Source organism: Microbacterium sp. LMI1x-1-1.1, from assembly GCF_040676205.1.
Classification (GTDB): Bacteria; Actinomycetota; Actinomycetes; order Actinomycetales; family Microbacteriaceae; genus Microbacterium; species Microbacterium aquilitoris.
In genome coordinates, this window is record NZ_JBEGHM010000002.1 from 234,794 (window position 1) to 251,601 (window position 16,808).

Consider the following 16,808-nt stretch of genomic DNA (forward strand, 5'->3'; position numbering starts at 1 on the left):
AACCGGACGAACCGCCCGGATGTTCCGCAGTGTCGCCCGATGACGGTCGTACGGTGGGGGAGTGCCCCTCTCCGACCGCGACCGAGCCGTCCTCGACTTCGAGGCGCGGTGGCACCGGCATTCCGGCGCCAAGGAGGAAGCGCTCCGAGCGGAGCTCTCGTTGACGCCCGCGCGGTACTACCAGCTCCTCGGACGCATCCTCGAGTCCGCGGATGCCGTGGCCCACGATCCGGTCCTGGTGCACCGCCTCCGCCGTCTCCACGCCGACCAGGAGCGCGAGCGCCGCAGCCGCGCCAGGATCCTCCCTGCCTCGGCCCGATAGGATCCTCGGGTGCCGTCTCCGACATCCCCGCCTGAGCAAGAGCAGCCCGACCCGACGGCCCTCTCCGCCTCGACGGGTCGTCCCGCCGCCACCGACCGTTTCGACGACGTCTCCCCGAACGTGTCGCGAGTCGGCGCCCACCGCGCCGAGAACCCCCGACTCCGGATCGGGCTCATCGTCTTCTGGTCCGCCGTCGCGACCGTCGCGATCGTCGCCGCGGGTGTCTTCGGCACGCTGCTCTCGACGGGACGCCTCTCCTTCGGGCCGGCGGCCGCGCCGAGCGGCACCTCCCAGGTCGTCGCTCCCAAGGTCGACACCTCGTACCAGGTCCTCGTGCTGAATGCGACGGCCGAGACGGGGCTGGGTGCCCGGATCCGCGATCAGGTCATCGCGGCGGGCTGGGCCGACGCCGACGTCGAGGTGAGCAACGCGAGCTCCACCGACTTCCCGACGACCACCGTCTATTACGCGCGACCCGCGGACGAAGCGGCTGCCCGCGGACTGGCGGACGCGATCGGCGGCGCCGAGGTGTCGCTCGACGACACGTATCAGGTCGTCGCGCCGCCCGAGACGACGGCGGCGGACGGCGCGAGTCGGCCCCAGTTGGTCGTCGTGGTCGGCCTCGATTTCGGCAGCGAATGACGGAGCACACGTCGCCCTCCCGGCGGCGTGTTTCGACGCCGTAAACACTTCGGTTCGGGGGTGTCAACAAAGCCCCGAACGGCGTCTGCGAGCGCGGAGCCGTGGCTAGCATTTCGATGTCCCACAGCTTCAGGAGATTCGCATGACCCAGGGAACCGTCAAGTGGTTCAACGCCGAGAAGGGCTTCGGCTTCATCACCCTCGGTGACGGACAGGACGTCTTCGTCCACTACTCCAACATCGACATGTCGGGCTTCCGGGTCCTCGAGGAGGGGCAGGCCGTCGAGTTCACCGTCGGCACCGGGCAGAAGGGCCCGCAGGCCGAGTCCGTCCGCGTCGTCGCCTGACGCCTGTCAGGTCTCGTATCGGCTCAGGAAGCGTCCGCTCAGCTCGGGCGGATTCAGCTCTCGGGCGGAGCGGTTCTCGATGGCCTCCGTCTCGTCGCTGTCGGTGACGGAGACGAAGAGGGTGACTCCGGCAAGCGCTTCTGCGCGCTCGGCCCGCAGGTGCGCGAGGACGGCGATCAGCGCATCGATGTGTTCCTCGAACCAGCCGTCGGTGTCGTCCGACGAGTCCTCGAGCAGCCGGGAGATCGGCGAGAAGTGCTCCCAGCCCGCCAGCTCGTCGCGCCACTCGGCGGTGTCCCACCGCAGGTAGGCGTCGTACCCGGGGGAGGCGAGGTCGCCGGCGGCATCCGCTTGCGACCTCTTCGACTCGTAGTGCTCGACGGTGGCGATGCAGAGCCCCGCGCTCATCGCGCCGTCGTCCGTGGTCAGGGCGACCGCGTACACCCGCTCGCCGGTGAGGGTCTCGATCGTCTCGTCGAAGGCGGCGACAGTGGCTTCCCGCAGCGCTCGACGCGCGTCGTCACGGTTCACGGAACGATCTCCTCTCGTAGGGCTGGACCCGTTCGACACCCCGGGCATCGGGCGCCGTCGCAGGCATCGGCGCGGCGCCGACCACGGTAGCGCGGGTCGCGGCCGCGCGGCTTGCACTCCCTATGGTCGAGTGCCAGAATGATTTAGCACTCACTCATCCTGAGTGCCAGAACGATCCCGCTCCCAGTCCCTGGGGGCACGGTACTGAACCTCACGTCCGGGAGGGACGACACACTTATGGCAAAGATCATCGCTTTCGACGAAGAGGCCCGCCGCGGCCTCGAGCGCGGCCTCAACACCCTGGCCGACGCCGTCAAGGTGACGCTCGGCCCCCGTGGCCGCAACGTCGTGCTCGAGAAGAAGTGGGGCGCCCCCACGATCACGAACGACGGCGTGTCGATCGCCAAGGAGATCGAGCTCGACGACCCGTACGAGAAGATCGGCGCGGAGCTCGTCAAGGAGGTCGCCAAGAAGACCGACGACGTCGCCGGTGACGGTACGACGACCGCTACGGTCCTCGCCCAGGCGCTCGTGCGTGAAGGTCTGCGCAACGTCGCAGCCGGCGCCGACCCCATCTCGCTCAAGAAGGGCATCGAGAAGGCCGTCAAGGCTCTCTCCGACGAGCTGCTCGCCGGGGCGAAGGAGATCGAGACCAAGGACCAGATCGCGGCGACGGCATCCATCTCGGCTGCCGACCCCGAGATCGGCGCCCTGATCGCCGAGGCCATCGACAAGGTGGGCAAGGAAGGCGTCGTCACCGTCGAGGAGTCCAACACCTTCGGCACCGAGCTCGAGCTCACCGAGGGCATGCGCTTCGACAAGGGCTACATCAACCCCTACTTCGTCACCGACGCCGACCGTCAGGAAGCCGTCTTCGAGGACCCCTACATCCTCATCGCGAACCAGAAGATCTCGAACATCAAGGACCTTCTGCCCGTCGTCGACAAGGTGATCCAGGACGGCAAGGAGCTCCTCATCATCGCCGAGGACGTCGAGGGCGAGGCTCTCGCGACGCTCGTGCTCAACAAGATCCGCGGCATCTTCAAGTCGGCTGCCGTCAAGGCTCCCGGCTTCGGCGACCGCCGCAAGGCCCAGCTGCAGGACATCGCGATCCTCACGGGTGGCCAGGTCATCACCGAGGAGGTCGGTCTCAAGCTTGAGAACGCCACCCTCGACCTGCTCGGCCGCGCGCGCAAGGTCATCATCACCAAGGACGAGACCACCATCGTCGAGGGTGCCGGTGACGCAGCGCAGATCGAGGGTCGCGTGACCCAGATCCGCCGCGAGATCGACAACACCGACAGCGACTACGACCGCGAGAAGCTCCAGGAGCGCCTCGCGAAGCTCGCCGGTGGCGTCGCCGTCATCAAGGCCGGAGCCGCGACCGAGGTCGAGCTCAAGGAGCGCAAGCACCGCATCGAGGACGCCGTCCGCAACGCGAAGGCAGCCGTCGAGGAGGGCATCGTCCCCGGTGGTGGCGTCGCGCTCATCCAGGCCGGCGAGAAGGCGTTCGCAAAGCTCGAGCTCGTCGGTGACGAGGCGACGGGTGCGAACATCGTCAAGGTCGCCATCCAGGCTCCGCTGAAGCAGATCGCCCTCAACGCCGGCCTCGAGCCGGGTGTCGTCTCGAACAAGGTCGCCGAGCTCCCCGCGGGCCAGGGCCTCAACGCGGCGACCGGCGAGTACGTCGACATGTTCGCCGCCGGCATCATCGACCCGGCCAAGGTCACCCGCTCGGCGCTGCAGAACGCGGCGTCCATCGCCGGCCTGTTCCTCACCACCGAGGTCGTCGTGGCCGACAAGCCCGAGAAGGCGGCGGCTCCGGCCGGCGACCCGACCGGCGGCATGGACTTCTGATCCAGCGCTGACAGCCAGCACGAAGGGCCCCTCCTCCGGGAGGGGCCCTTCGTCGTTCGCGGACGCGTCAGCGGAACATGCCTGCGGCGGCCATCTCGGTCTGCGCGTACTGCTGGCCGACGGTGGCGAGCGCGGTGCTGATGTCGCCGAGGGCGGCATCCAGTTCCCGCTGTGCGGCGCGCCAGCGCTCGACCACGCCCTGGAAGGCGACCGACGCGCTGCCCGTCCACGAACCCTGCAGCTGGGTCAGATGACCGAGCATGGCGGCGGTCTCGGACTGCACACGGTCGCCCGTGGCGCGGATCGTGGTGGTGGCGGCGAGGACGGCGTCGCTGTCGACGGTGAAGGCGGTCATGACGGTTCCTTTCGAATGGGATGCCGCCACGCTAAAGACCCGCGCCGGGGCCTTCGCGCATCCTCGCCGCCTGGGGAGAGGGATCCGTTCCGTCGTGCGCTGGGGAGGAGGCTGTTCAGCTCTCGCTGCGCGGTGTCCGCGGGAGCGGCTGCGTCGCGACGTCGAGAGCCGCCCCGGCGGTCGCTCGATCCGTCGCGAGCGGGAGTGACACCGTGAACGTCGCGCCGCCGCCGGCGGTGTCGGTGACCTCGATCGTGCCCTGCAGCGTCGCGACGATGGAGGCGACGATCGACAGACCGAGGCCGGAACCGCCCGTCTCGCGCGTGCGCGAGGAGTCGGCGCGCCAGAAGCGCTGGAAGATCTTGCTGCGGATCTGCTCGGGGACGCCCTCGCCGTGGTCGGCGACCGAGATCCAGCCGCGTCCGGTCTCGAGGTCCGCCCCCACGGAGAGTTCGATCGGCGATCCTGCCGGAGTGTACCGGCGGGCGTTGCCGAGGAGGTTCGCGACGACCTGGCGGATGCGGTTCTCGTCACCGAGGACGATCGGCACGACCGGCTGCGGCAGGTGCAGCAGGATGGGTTCGGTCGCCTGATCGGGGGACGCGGCATCCGCTCGATTCCGACGGCGCAGGAGACGGCCGGCTCCCGCGATGGCGCCGCCTCGCCGCTTCGGCGAGGGGTCCTGCGCGGGGAAGACCGCCATCGGGACCGGGGAGGTCGAGGTCTGACCCAGGAACGAGACGTCGCGATCGGGGGATGCCGCGCGCGCGTCGAGTGCGGCATCGCGGGCGATCGGGCGCAGGTCGACCGGCACCACGGCGACGTCGCGCTGTTCGTCGAGCCGTGCGAGGGCGAGGAGGTCCTCGACGAGGGCGCCCATGCGGATCGCCTCCTTCTCGATGCGCTCCATCGCCTGCGCCGTCTGCTCCGGATCCTGGATGGCGCCCATGCGGTAGAGCTCGGCGTAGCCGCGGACGGTCACGAGCGGCGTGCGGAGCTCGTGGCTCGCGTCGCCGATGAACCGACGCATCCGATCGACCGTCGAGTCCCGCTCGCCCAGCGCCTCGTCGATCCGCTCGAGCATGACGTTGATCGCGGTCTTGAGGCGGCCGACCTCGGTGCCCGGCGCGATGTCGCTCATGCGCTGGCTGAAATCGCCCTGCGCGATGGTCATGGCGGTGGACTCGACCTGGCCGAGGCCGCGGAACGCCAGGGTCACCAGTCCGCGGGTCAGGATCGCGCTGCAGACGATCGTGAAGAGGGCGAGGGCCGTGTAGATGCCGATGTAGTTGGCGACCGTCCGGTTCACGTCGTTGAGCGGCAGGGCAACCAGCTGCGTGTAGTACTCCCGTGAGCCCGGGATAGGGAGGGTGTCGACACTGGCGCGGTAGCGCACGGTCCCGTCGGCCGACGGCAGATCGAACGGCGCCGTTCCGTCGAGCACCGTCTGATCGAGCGAGAACGTCTCGGGGAAGGCAGGCGGCGAGAGGGTGTCGTCACCGCCCGCCACGGCAAGACGCTCGCCTTTGCCCTTACCGCTGTACACCGCGACCGAGAAGTCGGTCGGCGCCGCGGCGATCGGGGTGAAGGTGGCTTCACCGTCGTCGAGCGTGACGTTCATGAGGTTGCTCGCGATGTCGGTCGTGACCGTCTGGGTCAGCGACTGATCGACGGCGCCGAGCTGGGCGTTCCGCAGGAAGATCATGGTGCCGACGCCGGCGGCGATCATCCCGAATGCCAGGATGCTCACCGTCACGCCGGTGACTTTCGTGCGCAGGCTGAGACCGCGCCACCAATGGGTGACGCGGTCCTGCGATGCCGTCGGGCCCAGGGGGCGCCTCCGTTCAGGCGGTGCGGTCGGCCTTCAGCATGTATCCGAACCCGCGCTTGGTCTGGATGAGCGGCTCGGAGGAGTGCGGATCGATCTTGCGGCGGAGGTAGGAGATGTAACTCTCGACGATGCCGGCGTCGCCGTTGAAGTCGTACTCCCACACGTGGTCGAGGATCTGCGCCTTGCTGAGCACCCGGTTGGGGTTGAGCATCAGGTACCGCAGGAGCTTGAACTCGGTGGGCGAGAGGTCGATCGAGACATCACCGACCTGGACGTCGTGGGTGTCCTGGTCCATCGTGATCTCGCCGGCCTTGATGATCGAGTCCTCGTCGGCCTGCATCGTGCGGCGGAGGATGGCCTGGATGCGAGCGACGATCTCGTCGAGGCTGAACGGCTTGGTGACGTAGTCGTCGCCGCCGACGTTGAGGCCCTCGATCTTGTCCTCGGTGGCATCCTTCGCCGTGAGGAAGAGGATGGGGGCCGTGTAGCCCGCACCGCGCAGCCGCTTGGTCACGCTGAACCCGTTCATGTCGGGCAGCATGACGTCGAGGATGATCAGGTCGGGTTCTTCTTCGAGGACGGCCGAGATGGTCTGGGCGCCGTTCGCGACGGCACGGACCTGGTATCCGGCGAACCGGAGACTGGTGACCAGCAGGTCCCGGATGTTCGGCTCGTCGTCCACGACGAGGATGCGCGCAGCGGTCATGAGCCCATACTGGCACCGGAATCCATCGGTTTGCTGGACATTCCGTTCCCGGGTCGCTCCGGAGTACGATCCCCGCGCGCGGTGAGACAGGATGGAACGGTGACCGTCCCGCATCCCGCCCCCGTTCCGCCCCGACCCGCGCCGACACTGCCGGCCGACGTCACCGGTCCGGGTGCCGCCTTCCATCGGCTGGTGTTCGCACGGCAGCGCCGCGGGTGGTGGACGCCGCTGGCGACCGGTGCCATGGGCGTCGTCCTCTACCTCGTCGTCAGCACCGTCATCGGTCTCGTCTTCGGCCTGGTCGTCCTCGCCACCGATCCCTCCGTCGACATCTTCGCGCTGACGGACCGGCTCCTCACGATCGACGTCAGCGACCCGATCGGACTCGCCATCATCCTGCTGTCGCTCGCGGTGATGTGGCCGATCTACCTGCTGTCGTCCTTCGTCGTGAACGGTCGACGGGTCGGCTACATCTCCTCGGTCGCCGGAAGGCTCCGATGGAAGTGGCTCCTCCTGTGCATGGGTGCCGCGGTGGTCGTCTACATCGTGATCTCGGCCCTGTCCTTCCTGCTCCCGGCAGAGGAGGGGAGCGGCAACGTCGTCGCGCCCGCGGACAACCCGGCGTTCGTGGCATCCCTTCTCGTCGTCCTCCTGCTGGTGCCCTTCCAGGCGGCCGCGGAGGAGTACATCTTCCGCGGGTACCTCATGCAGACGGTCGGGCGGTGGTTGAAGCACCCCGCATGGGCGATCCTGCTCCCCGTGCCGCTGTTCGTGCTGGGACACATCTACGACTGGGCCGGGCAGGCGAGCGTGGCGGTGTTCGCGATCGCCGCCGGCTGGTTGACCTGGCGGACCGGCGGGCTCGAAGCGGCGATCGCCCTGCACATCGTGAACAACCTCGCCGCCTTCGGGTTCTCGGTCTTCGGGCTCAGCGATGCGGCGGCGACCGACACGAGCATCGTCAGCCTGGTGTCCTCCGCCGTGATGATCGCCGCATTCGTCGGTGTCGTCGAGTGGCTGTGGCGCCGCGGTGACGGGCGCCGCACCGTGCGCCTCACGCCGCCGCCGGAGCCGGTGCACGCTCCCGCCGCCTACGCATACCCGCCGGTGTACGGCCAGCCGCCGGTGTACGGCCAGCCGCCGGTGTACGGCCAGCCGCCGGTGTACGGCCAGCCGCCGGTGTACGGCCAGCCGCCGGTGTACGGCCAGCCGCCCGTCTACGGCCAGCCGCCTGTCTACGGGCAGCCGCCCGTCGATCCGACACCGACGCCCGAGCCGTACGACGGACCGCCGTTGCAGCCGCACCAGGCGCCGCGGTGGGGCGAGTACGCGCCCGCTCCCGACGCGACCCCGACGCCCGACTCCCCGTCGCCGTCCGACGGTGGCTCCGGGTCGATGGGATCGGATGCCGGGGGCGCCGGCGGATCGGACGGCGGCTCGTCCGGATCGTCCTCGTCCGACTGACGCTCGTCAGGCGGCGAGCAGGTTGTCCGCGTCGAGGATCGTGTAGCTGTACCCCTGCTCGGCGAGGAACCGCTGGCGGTTCTGCGCGAAGTCCTGGTCGACGGTGTCGCGTGCGATGAGCGTGTAGAAGCTCGCCTTGTGCCCGTTGGACTTCGGGCGGAGCAGACGGCCGAGGCGCTGTGCTTCCTCTTGTCGCGACCCGAACGATCCCGAGACCTGGATCGCGACCGACGCGTCGGGCAGGTCGATCGAGAAGTTGGCGACCTTCGAGACGACGAGCACGGGGATGCGTGCGTGCCGGAACTCGTCGAACAGCACCTCGCGCTCGTCGACGGGAGTGGACCCCGTGATCTTCGGCGCGCCGAGCTCTTCGGCGAGGATGTCGATCTGGTCGAGGTACTGGCCGATCACGAGGATTTGCTCGCCCTCGTGCTTGGCGACCAGGTCGCGGACGACATCGATCTTCGCGTGCGCGGTCGCCGCGAGGCGGTAGCGCTCGTCGTCCGCCGACGCCGCGTACTCGAGCCGGTCGGATGCCGGCAGGTCGATGCGCACCTCGTAGCAGACGGCGGGGGAGATGAAGCCCTGCGCTTCGATCTCCTTCCACGGGGCGTCGAAACGCTTGGGGCCGATGAGGCTGAAGACATCGCCCTCACGGCCGTCCTCACGCACGAGGGTCGCCGTGAGGCCGAGGCGGCGCCGCGCCTGCAGGTCGGCGGTCAGCTTGAACACCGGTGCGGGCAGCAGATGCACCTCGTCGTACACGATGAGGCCCCAGTCGAGCGCGTCGAGGAGAGCGAGGTGCGCGTACTCGCCTTTCCGCTTCGCCGTGAGGATCTGGTAGGTCGCGATCGTGACCGGCTTGACCTCCTTGGACTGACCGGAGTACTCGCCGATCTCCTCGGGGGTGAGCGAGGTGCGCTTGAGCAGTTCGTCTCGCCACTGGCGCGCGCTGACGGTGTTCGTCACGAGGATGAGGGTCGTCGTCTTCGTGTCGGCCATGGCCGCCGCGCCGACGAGGGTCTTGCCCGCGCCGCAGGGGAGGACCACGACGCCGGAGCCGCCCTCGCTGAAGATGTCGACGGCCTTCCGCTGATAGGGGCGGAGCGACCAGCCGTCCTCGTGCAGCTCGATCTCGTGGGGGGTGCCCGGGGTGAAGCCGGCGTGGTCCTCGGCGGGCCAGCCGATCTTCAGCAGTTCCTGCTTGATCTGACCGCGCGCCCACGCGTCGATGACATACGTATCGGGTGTCGGGTGGGCGATGAGCAGGGGCTGGATGCGGCGGTTCCGCGCGATCTCGGCGAGCACCGGCTTGTCGGTGGAGCGGAGGATCAGCGTCCCCTCGTCATCGCGCTCGATGATGAGGCGGCCGTAGCGGCCGACGGTCTCGCGGATGTCGATTGAGACCGACGGCGGGACGGGGAACTTCGCCCAGCGTTCGAGGGTGGCGAGCATGTCCTCCGCGTCGTGCCCGGCGGCGCGGGCGTTCCACAGCCCGAGCCGCGTCACGCGGTAGGTGTGGATGTGCTCGGGGGCGCGCTCCAGCTCGGCGAAGATCGCGAGTTCGTGTCGCGCGTTCTCCGCGTCGGGATGCGCCACTTCGAGCAGCACGGTTCGGTCGCTCTGGACGATGAGGGGGCCGTCAGCCATAACGGGCAAGTCTACCGGCCCCGCCGGTCACACCGGCCGGACGCTGACGATGCTCGACAGCGGCAGCGTCCGCTCGACGTCGGCGGCGCGGTCGCGACCGCGCAGGCGACCACCGCCGAGACCCGCGGCTTCCAGGGTGACGTCCCGGCTCGACCCGTCGGGCATGCGGACCGTGATCTCGATCGTCGCGCGGTTGCGGACGGCCTGGTCGAGCTCGCGTTCGAGCCAGGCGGCATCCGCGTCGTCGGAGAGGCTGGCGCGCAGGGTCTCGATCAGCGGGCGGTATCGATCGGATGCCGTCGGTTCCGGCGCCGCGCTCTCGGCGACCTCGTGGCGGCCCGGAGCCCGCGGGGCACCGTCGGCATCCACCGCCAGAACGGGGTAGCGCGCGTCGGAGAGCATCCAGAAGGTCGTGTCGGCGCTCGTGCGGGTGACGAGGTCGTCGCCGTCGGTCACGAGTCCGAGGGGGCGCAGCGCCTGATCGACGTTGATGGCATCGAGCAGGTCGCGGTCGCCCGAGACCCGGGTGTATCCGAGACGGTCGACGCCGACCCGCAGGGTGCCGTGCCGGGCGGCCGCACGCTCGATCTCGTAGGCGAGCGGCTGGGGCACGCCCGTGAGCGACAGTTCGGTGAGGAACGCCGTGAGGGATGCCGAGGTCTCGCCGCCCGCGAAGGCCGCGCCGATCGTGTCGGCGGTGAAGCGGTACGTCGCCGCCTGCGCGCGGGACTCGCGGCGGGCGGTGGTCCGCAGGCGTTGGTCGAGCTGGGGTTCGAGGGGGCCGGGGGCGATGGCCGTCAGGTCGTTCTGCAGGTAGACCTTGTCCACCTCGTGCGGCAGCAGGGAGCGGAGCGCGGCGACATCGACGTCCTTCCCGGCCGCGAGACCCGCGGCCCACTGCGGCGTCGTGCCCGCCGGGGTGAGCACGGCCCACTGCGTGAGCATCGCGGCGAGGCGGCGGACGCGATCGGGCCAGGCCGGATCGAACGGGTACGCACCGGGCCACTGCGACGGGTCGCGCCATCCGCCCGAGGCGTCCCGCAGCGCGGCGGGCAGCCGGTCGCGCAGGCGACGGGCGACCTCGATCCACCGCTCCACGGTGCGGATGCCGAGCCACGCCGTTCCCGATTCGGTGACGCTCCAGTTGCGTTCCGACCCCGCGAGCAGGCCGGACTCGGCGGCGATCGCGACGAGGGTGTCGGCTGCGTCGGAGGTCGCCGCCGCTCCCGCCTCGACCAGTCGTCGTCGGTCACCGGCTCCGAGGGCGCCGGAGCCGATGCGGCCGAGCGGGGTGCGGGTGGCCACGTGGAGGATGTCGGCGAGCGAGGCCACGGCGTCGAAGGCGCGCTCGGCACTCGCGGCATCCGATTCGGGCCCGCCCGCGAAGATCACCGGCGACTCGACGGGTGAGGCTCCGCCGAGGGCCGCAGCCACGGCGGCGTAGGGCCGGCCCTCCTCGTCGGCGAGGGCGCGTGAGACCAGACCGGCGCGAAGACCGGGGGTCACTGCCGCATCGGCGTCGACGGCGTCACGGAGCGCGGCCGCCTCGAGGTCGGAGACGTCGGCGAGAGCCCGGCTCAGCTGCGCGGGGTCGAGCAGCGCATCGGCCGCGTCGAAGAAGTCGGTCCACGACGTGTTCGGGGCGATGCGGCGGGCATCGAACACCGCGGCGAGGGCATCCGGATCGAGCGTCGCGAGGCGGGTCGCGAGGGCACGAGCATCGGAAGCTGTCACGTCAACGGCCCTTGTTGGCCCGTCCCCGTCGCACGAAGGTCATGATCAGCAGCGCGAGCAGCAGTGCGAAGGCGACCGGCGGCGCGACGTAGACGATGAGGCTCACCACCGGCCAGATGCCCGAGGCGAAGTCGGCCTGCTCCAGTCCACCCGGACCCGACGCGATGATGATCGAGAAGAAGCAGACGACCGAGAGCACCAGCAGTCCCAAGGACATGAACGCCAGGATGCGGTCTATGCGACGGACGGGAAGGTCGCCGGCCGGGGGCGGAGTGCTCATCCGATCAGAGTAGCGGCTCGCCGCGGTGGCTTAGGGTGGTGGGTGGGGCTGAGACGGTCCCACTTTTCCATGCCCGCACGCGGGCTCGAGCAGCGAGGTTCGACACATGCCCACCGGCAAGGTCAGGTTCTACGACGAGGCGAAGGGATTCGGCTTCATCACCGGCGACGACGGTCAGGACGTCTTCCTGCACGCGACCGCGCTCCCCGCCGACACCACGACGATGAAGCCCGGCACCCGGCTCGAGTACGGCGTCGCCGACGGCCGCCGTGGTCTGCAGGCGCTCGCCGTTCGGGTGCTCGATGCCCCTCTCAGCCTCAGCAAGCGCAACCGCAAGCCCGCCGACGACATGGCTGTCATCATCGAGGACCTCGTGAAGCTCCTCGACGGCATCGGCGGCGATCTGCGCCATGGGCGGTACCCGAGCGGCGCGCACGGCAAGAAGGTCGCCGCTGTGCTCCGCAAGGTCGCTGATGACCTCGATGCCTGAATCGACCGAACCGGCAGAACCGGACACCGCGTCCGTCGAGTCGGCTGACACCCCTGTCGAGCAGACGGAGGCGTCCGCCCCCACCGACCCGCGCCTGTTCGAGGCGCACGACCTCGCGCGCGCGGCGCTTCTCGAGGTGACTCCCGAGGCGACCGTGGGTGATGCCGCGGGGTATCAGCTCGAAGACGGAGGTGTCGTCTCGCTCCGGTTCGCGAACCGGATGGCCGGTTACCCCGGCTGGTTCTGGACGGTGAGCGTCGCCGTCGTCGAGGGATCCGACCCGACCGTCCTCGAGGTGGAGCTGATGCCCGGCGACGGCGCGCTGCTCGCTCCCGAGTGGTTGCCGTGGGCCGAGCGGCTCGCGGAGTACCAGGCGGCTCAGGCCGCATCGGGCGAAGACACGTCCGACGAGGACGACGACGATGACGTGGACGACGCCGACGAAGACGCCGACGAGGATGACGCCGACGGCGAGGACCTCGATGCCGGCGACTTCGAGAGCGACGGTTCTCCGATCCTTCACGCCGGCGACGTCGACGGCGTCGACATCGACGAGCTCGACGAGTCGGAAGACGACGACGAGTCCGACGAGGACGACGACGAGTCCGACGAGGACGAATCCGACGACGATGACGATGACGATGACGACGAGAACGATGACGACGAGAATGCGGAGGTGCTGCGCGAGTACTGACGCGCGGCATCCGCTCTCACACGAACGCGGCCCCGGGGATCACTCCTCGGGGCCGCGTTCGTCGTGCGTGGTCAATCGGCGAGGTGCTCGACCGTGTAGTCGATGGCGCGGATGAGCTGACGGACGTCGTCGGGCTCGATCGAGACGAACGTCGCGACGCGCAGCTGGTTGCGACCGAGCTTGCGGTACGGCTCGGTGTCGACGATGCCGTTCGTGCGGAGGCTCTTCGCGACGGCGGCCGCGTCGACCGAATCGTCGAAGTCGATCGTGACGACGACGGGGGAGCGGTCGGCCGGGTCGGCGACGAACGGGGTCGCGAAGGACGCGGCATCCGCCCACTCGTACAGGGCGCCCGAGGACTCCGCCGTCCGGGCGCCCGCCCAGGCGAGGCCGCCGTTGCCGTTGATCCACTGCAGCTGGCTGTCGAGCAGCTGCAGTGTCGCGATGGCGGGGGTGTTGAGCGTCTGCTGCAGGCGCGAGTTGTCGAGCGCGTTCTTCAGGCTCAGGAACTCGGGGATGTACCGACCGGATGCCGCGACGCGTTCGATCCGCTCGATGGCGGCCGGCGACACCGCGGCGTACCAGAGGCCGCCGTCGGAGCCGAGGTTCTTCTGAGGCGCGAAGTAGTAGACGTCGGCCTCGGTGATGTCGATGTCGATGCCGCCGGCGGCGCTCGTCGCGTCGATCACGGTGAGGGCGCCCGGGTCGCCGTGGACGCGCGAGATCGCCGTCGCGACACCTGTGGAGGTCTCGTTGTGGGCCCAGGCGTAGACGTCGACGCCGTCGACGGCTTCGGGCTTCGCGCTCGTGCCGGGCTCGGCGCGGCGCACATCGGGGGCCTCGAGCCAGGGGGCGGCGGCAGCCGCGGCGAACTTGCCGCCGAACTCGCCGAACACGAGGTTCTGCGCCCGCTTCTCGATGAGACCGAAGGCCGCAGCATCCCAGAACGCGGTCGATCCGCCGTTGCCGAGGATGATCTCGTACCCCTCGGGAAGGCGGAACAGCTCGGCGAGACCGGAGCGAGTGCGGCCGACGAGGTCCTTCACGGGTGCCTGGCGGTGCGAGGTGCCGAAGAGCGATGCCCCCTGGGTGACGAGCGCCTCGAGCTGCTCGGCACGGACCTTGGACGGGCCGCAGCCGAATCGTCCGTCGACGGGCAGGATCTCGCGGGGAAGGGTCACAGTCGCCATGGCGAGAAGTCTAAGGCGCAGGCCCCGGCGGCTCCGGTTCCATGACGCTCCGCGACCGGATGCCGGATAGGCTGGGAAGGCACTGTCTCCCGCGCGAAAAGGCCTTCATGACCGACCTCATCGACACCACCGAGATGTATCTGCGCACCATCCTCGAACTCGAGGAAGAGGGCATCACGCCCCTGCGTGCGCGTATCTCCGAGCGCCTCGGCCACTCCGGCCCCACGGTGTCGCAGACGATCGGCCGCATGGAGCGCGACGGTCTCGTCGTCGTCTCGGAGGACCGCAAGCTCGAACTCACCGACCCGGGCCGGCAGAAGGCCGTCGACGTCATGCGCAAGCACCGTCTCGCCGAGCGCCTGCTGTCGGATGTCATCGGCCTCGACTGGGCATACGTCCATGAAGAGGCGTGCCGCTGGGAGCACGTCATGAGCGAGCTCGTCGAGCGTCGGCTCATCGAACTCCTCGACCACCCGACCGAGTCCCCGTACGGCAACCCCATCCCGGGCCTCGACCAGCTGGGCGACGTTCCGGCCAACGCATTCGACAACGGCGTGGTCGGCCTCGTGCGTCGGCTGAACGACGCCGGCGGGCCGGTGACGGGCAGCATCCGTCGTCTGGCGGAGCCGATGCAGGTCGATCCCGAGCTCCTGACGCAGCTGCGCGACGCGGGTGTCGTCCCCGGGCGCACCGGCTCGTTCCGCTTCAACGAGGGGTACGTCCTCGTCGAGATGGACGGCGTCGACGAGGCGCTCGAGCTCCCCGTCGAGGTCGCCTCGCACATCTTCATCGTCGACGCGCGCGAGATCTGAGCCGTCTTCGCGGCCCCGCTCGCAAGAGCGGGAGCGTGACTTATTCGTTACCTTCCGGTAGCCTCGGAGGGTCCATAGGCGAGAAGCCCGCCACGGACCGCCTCGCGAGTTGCCTCTCCGGCTCGTCATTCGCCTGGTGTCCCCTACATCCGTGCCCGACACGGAGTGCCGACGAGCCAGCATCCTCACCCGCGGATGCGGAGGCGCTGGAGGACAGCTTGGCTGAAGAGTTCCACCCGTCGAACGAGATTTCTGAGGCATCGACGGCCCCCCGCAAAGGTCGCTTGAGCAAACGTGTCGCCGCCACGGCGCCCGCCACCCGCTCGACGTCCCCGCGCCCTCACCCCGTCCGCAGCTTCCTGACCGTCGCCGCCGTCGCCGGCATGGTCGCGACCGTCGCGATCCCGGCGTTCGCCGCCGCCGATCGAGGCGACGTCGCCGAAGCGCGCACGCTGCAGCAGGTCTCCGCCGACGATGCACAGTCGCTCGTCGTCGCATCCGAAGGCAGCCCCGAGACCCTCGCGCGCGGCGGGTACTCCGCCACGACTCCCGAGGAGATCGAGGCAGCGAAGGCGAAGGAGGCCGCAGAGAAGGCCGCCAAGGCCGCCCTCGCAGCCCGACTCGCGTCAGCCTCGTCCTCGTCATCGTCGTCGCGCAGCTCGTCGAGCTTCTCGTCCTCGGTTCCGCTCGTGTCGCCGGGGTCGGGCACGGTCCGCCGTCCGCTCGCGCACTTCAATAACTTCGGCACGCCCTACGCGGGCCACAAGGGCACCGACTACATGGTCGGCCGCGGCGAGCCGATCTACGCCGTCGCCGACGGCACCGTCGTCGCATCGTCCGAGTCCGGGCCGGGCTGGGGCGTGTACGTCAAGATCGCCCACAACATCGGCGGTGTGCGGGTCACCTCGCTCTACGCGCACATGGACTGGGGCACACGCCGCGTCTCCGTCGGCGACAAGGTCACGGTCGGCCAGCTCATCGGCCAGGTCGGTTCCACCGGCCGCGCCAACGGCACCCACCTCCACCTCGAGATCCGCATCAACAACGGGTACACGAACGCCGAGTCCTGGCTGCAGGCCAACGCCGGCTGACGAGACACACAGTCATCGTTCTGCTGTTGTTCGCCCTGGGGCATCCCGGCGTGTAATACCCTGACCCCGACGCTCGTTCGAGCCGAGGGGAGCCGTATGGACATCCAACCCCGCATTCGCAACCGGAATGCGCTAGGTCGGCATGTGCTGCGGCATCGTGTGCACGATTGCCACGACGTCGGTCGTGCGAATAAGGCGCTGTCTTCATGACGGCGCCTTTTTTCGTACCCGCACCCCTCTCGACCCGCACCGCGTCGACGAAACGGAAGGCCGTGAAGCCGTCTCGGCCGTTCGAGAGGACACCCCTATGCGCACCCTGGTGCTGAATGCAGGTTACGAACCCCTGGCCGTCATCTCGTTCAAGCGAGCCCTCGTGCTCGTCATGACCGAGAAAGCCACCATCATCGAACGCGTCGAAGAGGACCCCGTCTGGGGGACCCGCGACGTGTACGACCGTCCGGCCGTCATCGTGCTGACGCGCTATGTGCGGATCCCGGCCGGCCGGCGGGTCCCGGTCACCCGCCGGGGCGTCCTGCGCCGCGACGGTCACCGGTGCGCGTACTGCGGCAAGAGCGCCTCGACGATCGATCACGTGCTGCCGCGGTCGCGCGGCGGAGCCGACTCGTGGGAGAACCTCGTCGCGGCGTGCCTGCGCTGCAACAACGTAAAGGGCGACCGCACCCCGCAGGAGATGAACTGGGAGCTGCGATGGATGCCGCAGCCCCCGCGCGGAGCCGGCTGGCGGGTTCGCGGCACCGAGCGCGCCGATCCGGCGTGGGAGCCGTACCTGGCGCTCGCGGCGTAGCGCCCAGG

General features: G+C 69.6%; 18 protein-coding genes. 10 read left to right on the top strand and 8 right to left on the bottom strand.

Annotated features, from left to right (window positions below; genetic code table 11):
* Nucleotides 1-61 precede the first annotated feature (61 nt).
* The 3 genes from MRBLMI1x_RS08790 (at nt 62) to MRBLMI1x_RS08800 (ending at nt 1,310) form a co-directional block, all read left to right on the top strand.
* A complete protein-coding gene (locus MRBLMI1x_RS08790) occupies nt 62-322 on the top strand; it encodes a DUF3263 domain-containing protein (protein WP_020096855.1) in 261 nt (86 codons plus the stop codon).
* Between the two features lie 9 nt (nt 323-331).
* Nucleotides 332-964 (top strand): LytR C-terminal domain-containing protein, encoded by a 633-nt coding sequence (locus MRBLMI1x_RS08795; protein ID WP_363458234.1) that lies wholly within the window; start codon nt 332-334, stop codon nt 962-964.
* A 142-nt stretch (nt 965-1,106) separates the two neighbouring features.
* Nucleotides 1,107-1,310, top strand: coding sequence for a cold-shock protein (locus tag MRBLMI1x_RS08800; RefSeq protein WP_018188583.1), 204 nt, complete (start codon nt 1,107-1,109; stop codon nt 1,308-1,310).
* Nucleotides 1,311-1,316: 6 nt separating this feature from the next.
* Here the strand turns inward: MRBLMI1x_RS08800 and MRBLMI1x_RS08805 are convergent, their stop codons facing one another.
* Entirely contained in the window at nt 1,317-1,841 is a 525-nt protein-coding gene (locus MRBLMI1x_RS08805) for a DUF4303 domain-containing protein (RefSeq protein WP_363458238.1), read from the bottom strand.
* 237 nt (nt 1,842-2,078) lie between these two features.
* Between MRBLMI1x_RS08805 and groL the strand changes: the two genes are divergently transcribed.
* A complete protein-coding gene (groL, locus tag MRBLMI1x_RS08810; RefSeq protein ID WP_018188581.1) occupies nt 2,079-3,698 on the top strand; it encodes a chaperonin GroEL in 1,620 nt (539 codons plus the stop codon).
* A gap of 67 nt (nt 3,699-3,765) precedes the next feature.
* Here groL and MRBLMI1x_RS08815 read toward each other — a convergent pair whose 3' ends face one another.
* The 3 genes from MRBLMI1x_RS08815 to MRBLMI1x_RS08825 all read right to left on the bottom strand — a co-directional run bounded on the left by MRBLMI1x_RS08815 (nt 3,766) and on the right by MRBLMI1x_RS08825 (nt 6,590).
* On the bottom strand, nt 3,766-4,053 hold the full coding sequence (locus tag MRBLMI1x_RS08815) for a WXG100 family type VII secretion target (protein ID WP_018188580.1): 288 nt from the start codon (nt 4,051-4,053) through the stop codon (nt 3,766-3,768).
* Between the two features lie 115 nt (nt 4,054-4,168).
* A complete protein-coding gene (locus MRBLMI1x_RS08820) occupies nt 4,169-5,809 on the bottom strand; it encodes a sensor histidine kinase (RefSeq protein WP_116228712.1) in 1,641 nt (546 codons plus the stop codon).
* Nucleotides 5,810-5,897: 88 nt separating this feature from the next.
* Complete coding sequence (locus MRBLMI1x_RS08825) at nt 5,898-6,590, bottom strand: response regulator transcription factor (protein ID WP_018188578.1); 693 nt, start codon at nt 6,588-6,590, stop codon at nt 5,898-5,900.
* Nucleotides 6,591-6,689: 99 nt separating this feature from the next.
* On the opposite strand from MRBLMI1x_RS08825, the gene MRBLMI1x_RS08830 reads away from it, so the two are divergent.
* Nucleotides 6,690-8,054 carry a CPBP family intramembrane glutamic endopeptidase gene (locus MRBLMI1x_RS08830; protein ID WP_363458244.1) on the top strand — a complete coding sequence of 455 codons (1,365 nt, stop codon included), beginning with the start codon at nt 6,690-6,692 and terminating at the stop codon, nt 8,052-8,054.
* 6 nt (nt 8,055-8,060) lie between these two features.
* Here the strand turns inward: MRBLMI1x_RS08830 and MRBLMI1x_RS08835 are convergent, their stop codons facing one another.
* From MRBLMI1x_RS08835 to MRBLMI1x_RS08845, 3 genes are read right to left on the bottom strand one after another with little or no spacing between them, the layout of a single operon-like run.
* On the bottom strand, nt 8,061-9,704 hold the full coding sequence (locus MRBLMI1x_RS08835) for a DNA repair helicase XPB (RefSeq protein WP_018188576.1): 1,644 nt from the start codon (nt 9,702-9,704) through the stop codon (nt 8,061-8,063).
* Between the two features lie 27 nt (nt 9,705-9,731).
* Entirely contained in the window at nt 9,732-11,438 is a 1,707-nt protein-coding gene (locus MRBLMI1x_RS08840) for a helicase-associated domain-containing protein (protein WP_363458248.1), read from the bottom strand.
* A 1-nt stretch (nt 11,439) separates the two neighbouring features.
* Complete coding sequence (locus MRBLMI1x_RS08845) at nt 11,440-11,718, bottom strand: hypothetical protein (RefSeq protein ID WP_018188574.1); 279 nt, start codon at nt 11,716-11,718, stop codon at nt 11,440-11,442.
* 106 nt (nt 11,719-11,824) lie between these two features.
* Here MRBLMI1x_RS08845 and MRBLMI1x_RS08850 point away from each other — a divergent pair, with 106 nt between their 5' ends.
* Nucleotides 11,825-12,208: a cold-shock protein gene (locus MRBLMI1x_RS08850; protein ID WP_020096861.1), complete on the top strand. Its 384-nt coding sequence runs from the start codon at nt 11,825-11,827 to the stop codon at nt 12,206-12,208.
* Complete coding sequence (locus MRBLMI1x_RS08855) at nt 12,201-12,902, top strand: DUF3027 domain-containing protein (protein ID WP_363458252.1); 702 nt, start codon at nt 12,201-12,203, stop codon at nt 12,900-12,902. The genes MRBLMI1x_RS08850 and MRBLMI1x_RS08855 overlap by 8 nt, the downstream gene beginning before the upstream one ends.
* 71 nt (nt 12,903-12,973) lie before the next feature.
* Here MRBLMI1x_RS08855 and serC read toward each other — a convergent pair whose 3' ends face one another.
* A complete protein-coding gene (gene serC / locus MRBLMI1x_RS08860) occupies nt 12,974-14,092 on the bottom strand; it encodes a phosphoserine transaminase (protein ID WP_363458255.1) in 1,119 nt (372 codons plus the stop codon).
* Nucleotides 14,093-14,199: 107 nt separating this feature from the next.
* Here serC and MRBLMI1x_RS08865 point away from each other — a divergent pair, with 107 nt between their 5' ends.
* The 3 genes from MRBLMI1x_RS08865 (at nt 14,200) to MRBLMI1x_RS08875 (ending at nt 16,800) form a co-directional block, all read left to right on the top strand.
* Nucleotides 14,200-14,904: a metal-dependent transcriptional regulator gene (locus MRBLMI1x_RS08865; protein ID WP_018188570.1), complete on the top strand. Its 705-nt coding sequence runs from the start codon at nt 14,200-14,202 to the stop codon at nt 14,902-14,904.
* 284 nt (nt 14,905-15,188) lie between these two features.
* Nucleotides 15,189-15,995: a M23 family metallopeptidase gene (locus MRBLMI1x_RS08870; protein WP_363458258.1), complete on the top strand. Its 807-nt coding sequence runs from the start codon at nt 15,189-15,191 to the stop codon at nt 15,993-15,995.
* 307 nt (nt 15,996-16,302) lie between these two features.
* The gene (locus tag MRBLMI1x_RS08875) at nt 16,303-16,800 is read left to right on the top strand and encodes an HNH endonuclease (protein ID WP_018188568.1); all 498 of its coding nucleotides are present in this window, start codon (nt 16,303-16,305) and stop codon (nt 16,798-16,800) included.
* The last annotated feature ends 8 nt before the right edge of the window (nt 16,801-16,808 follow it).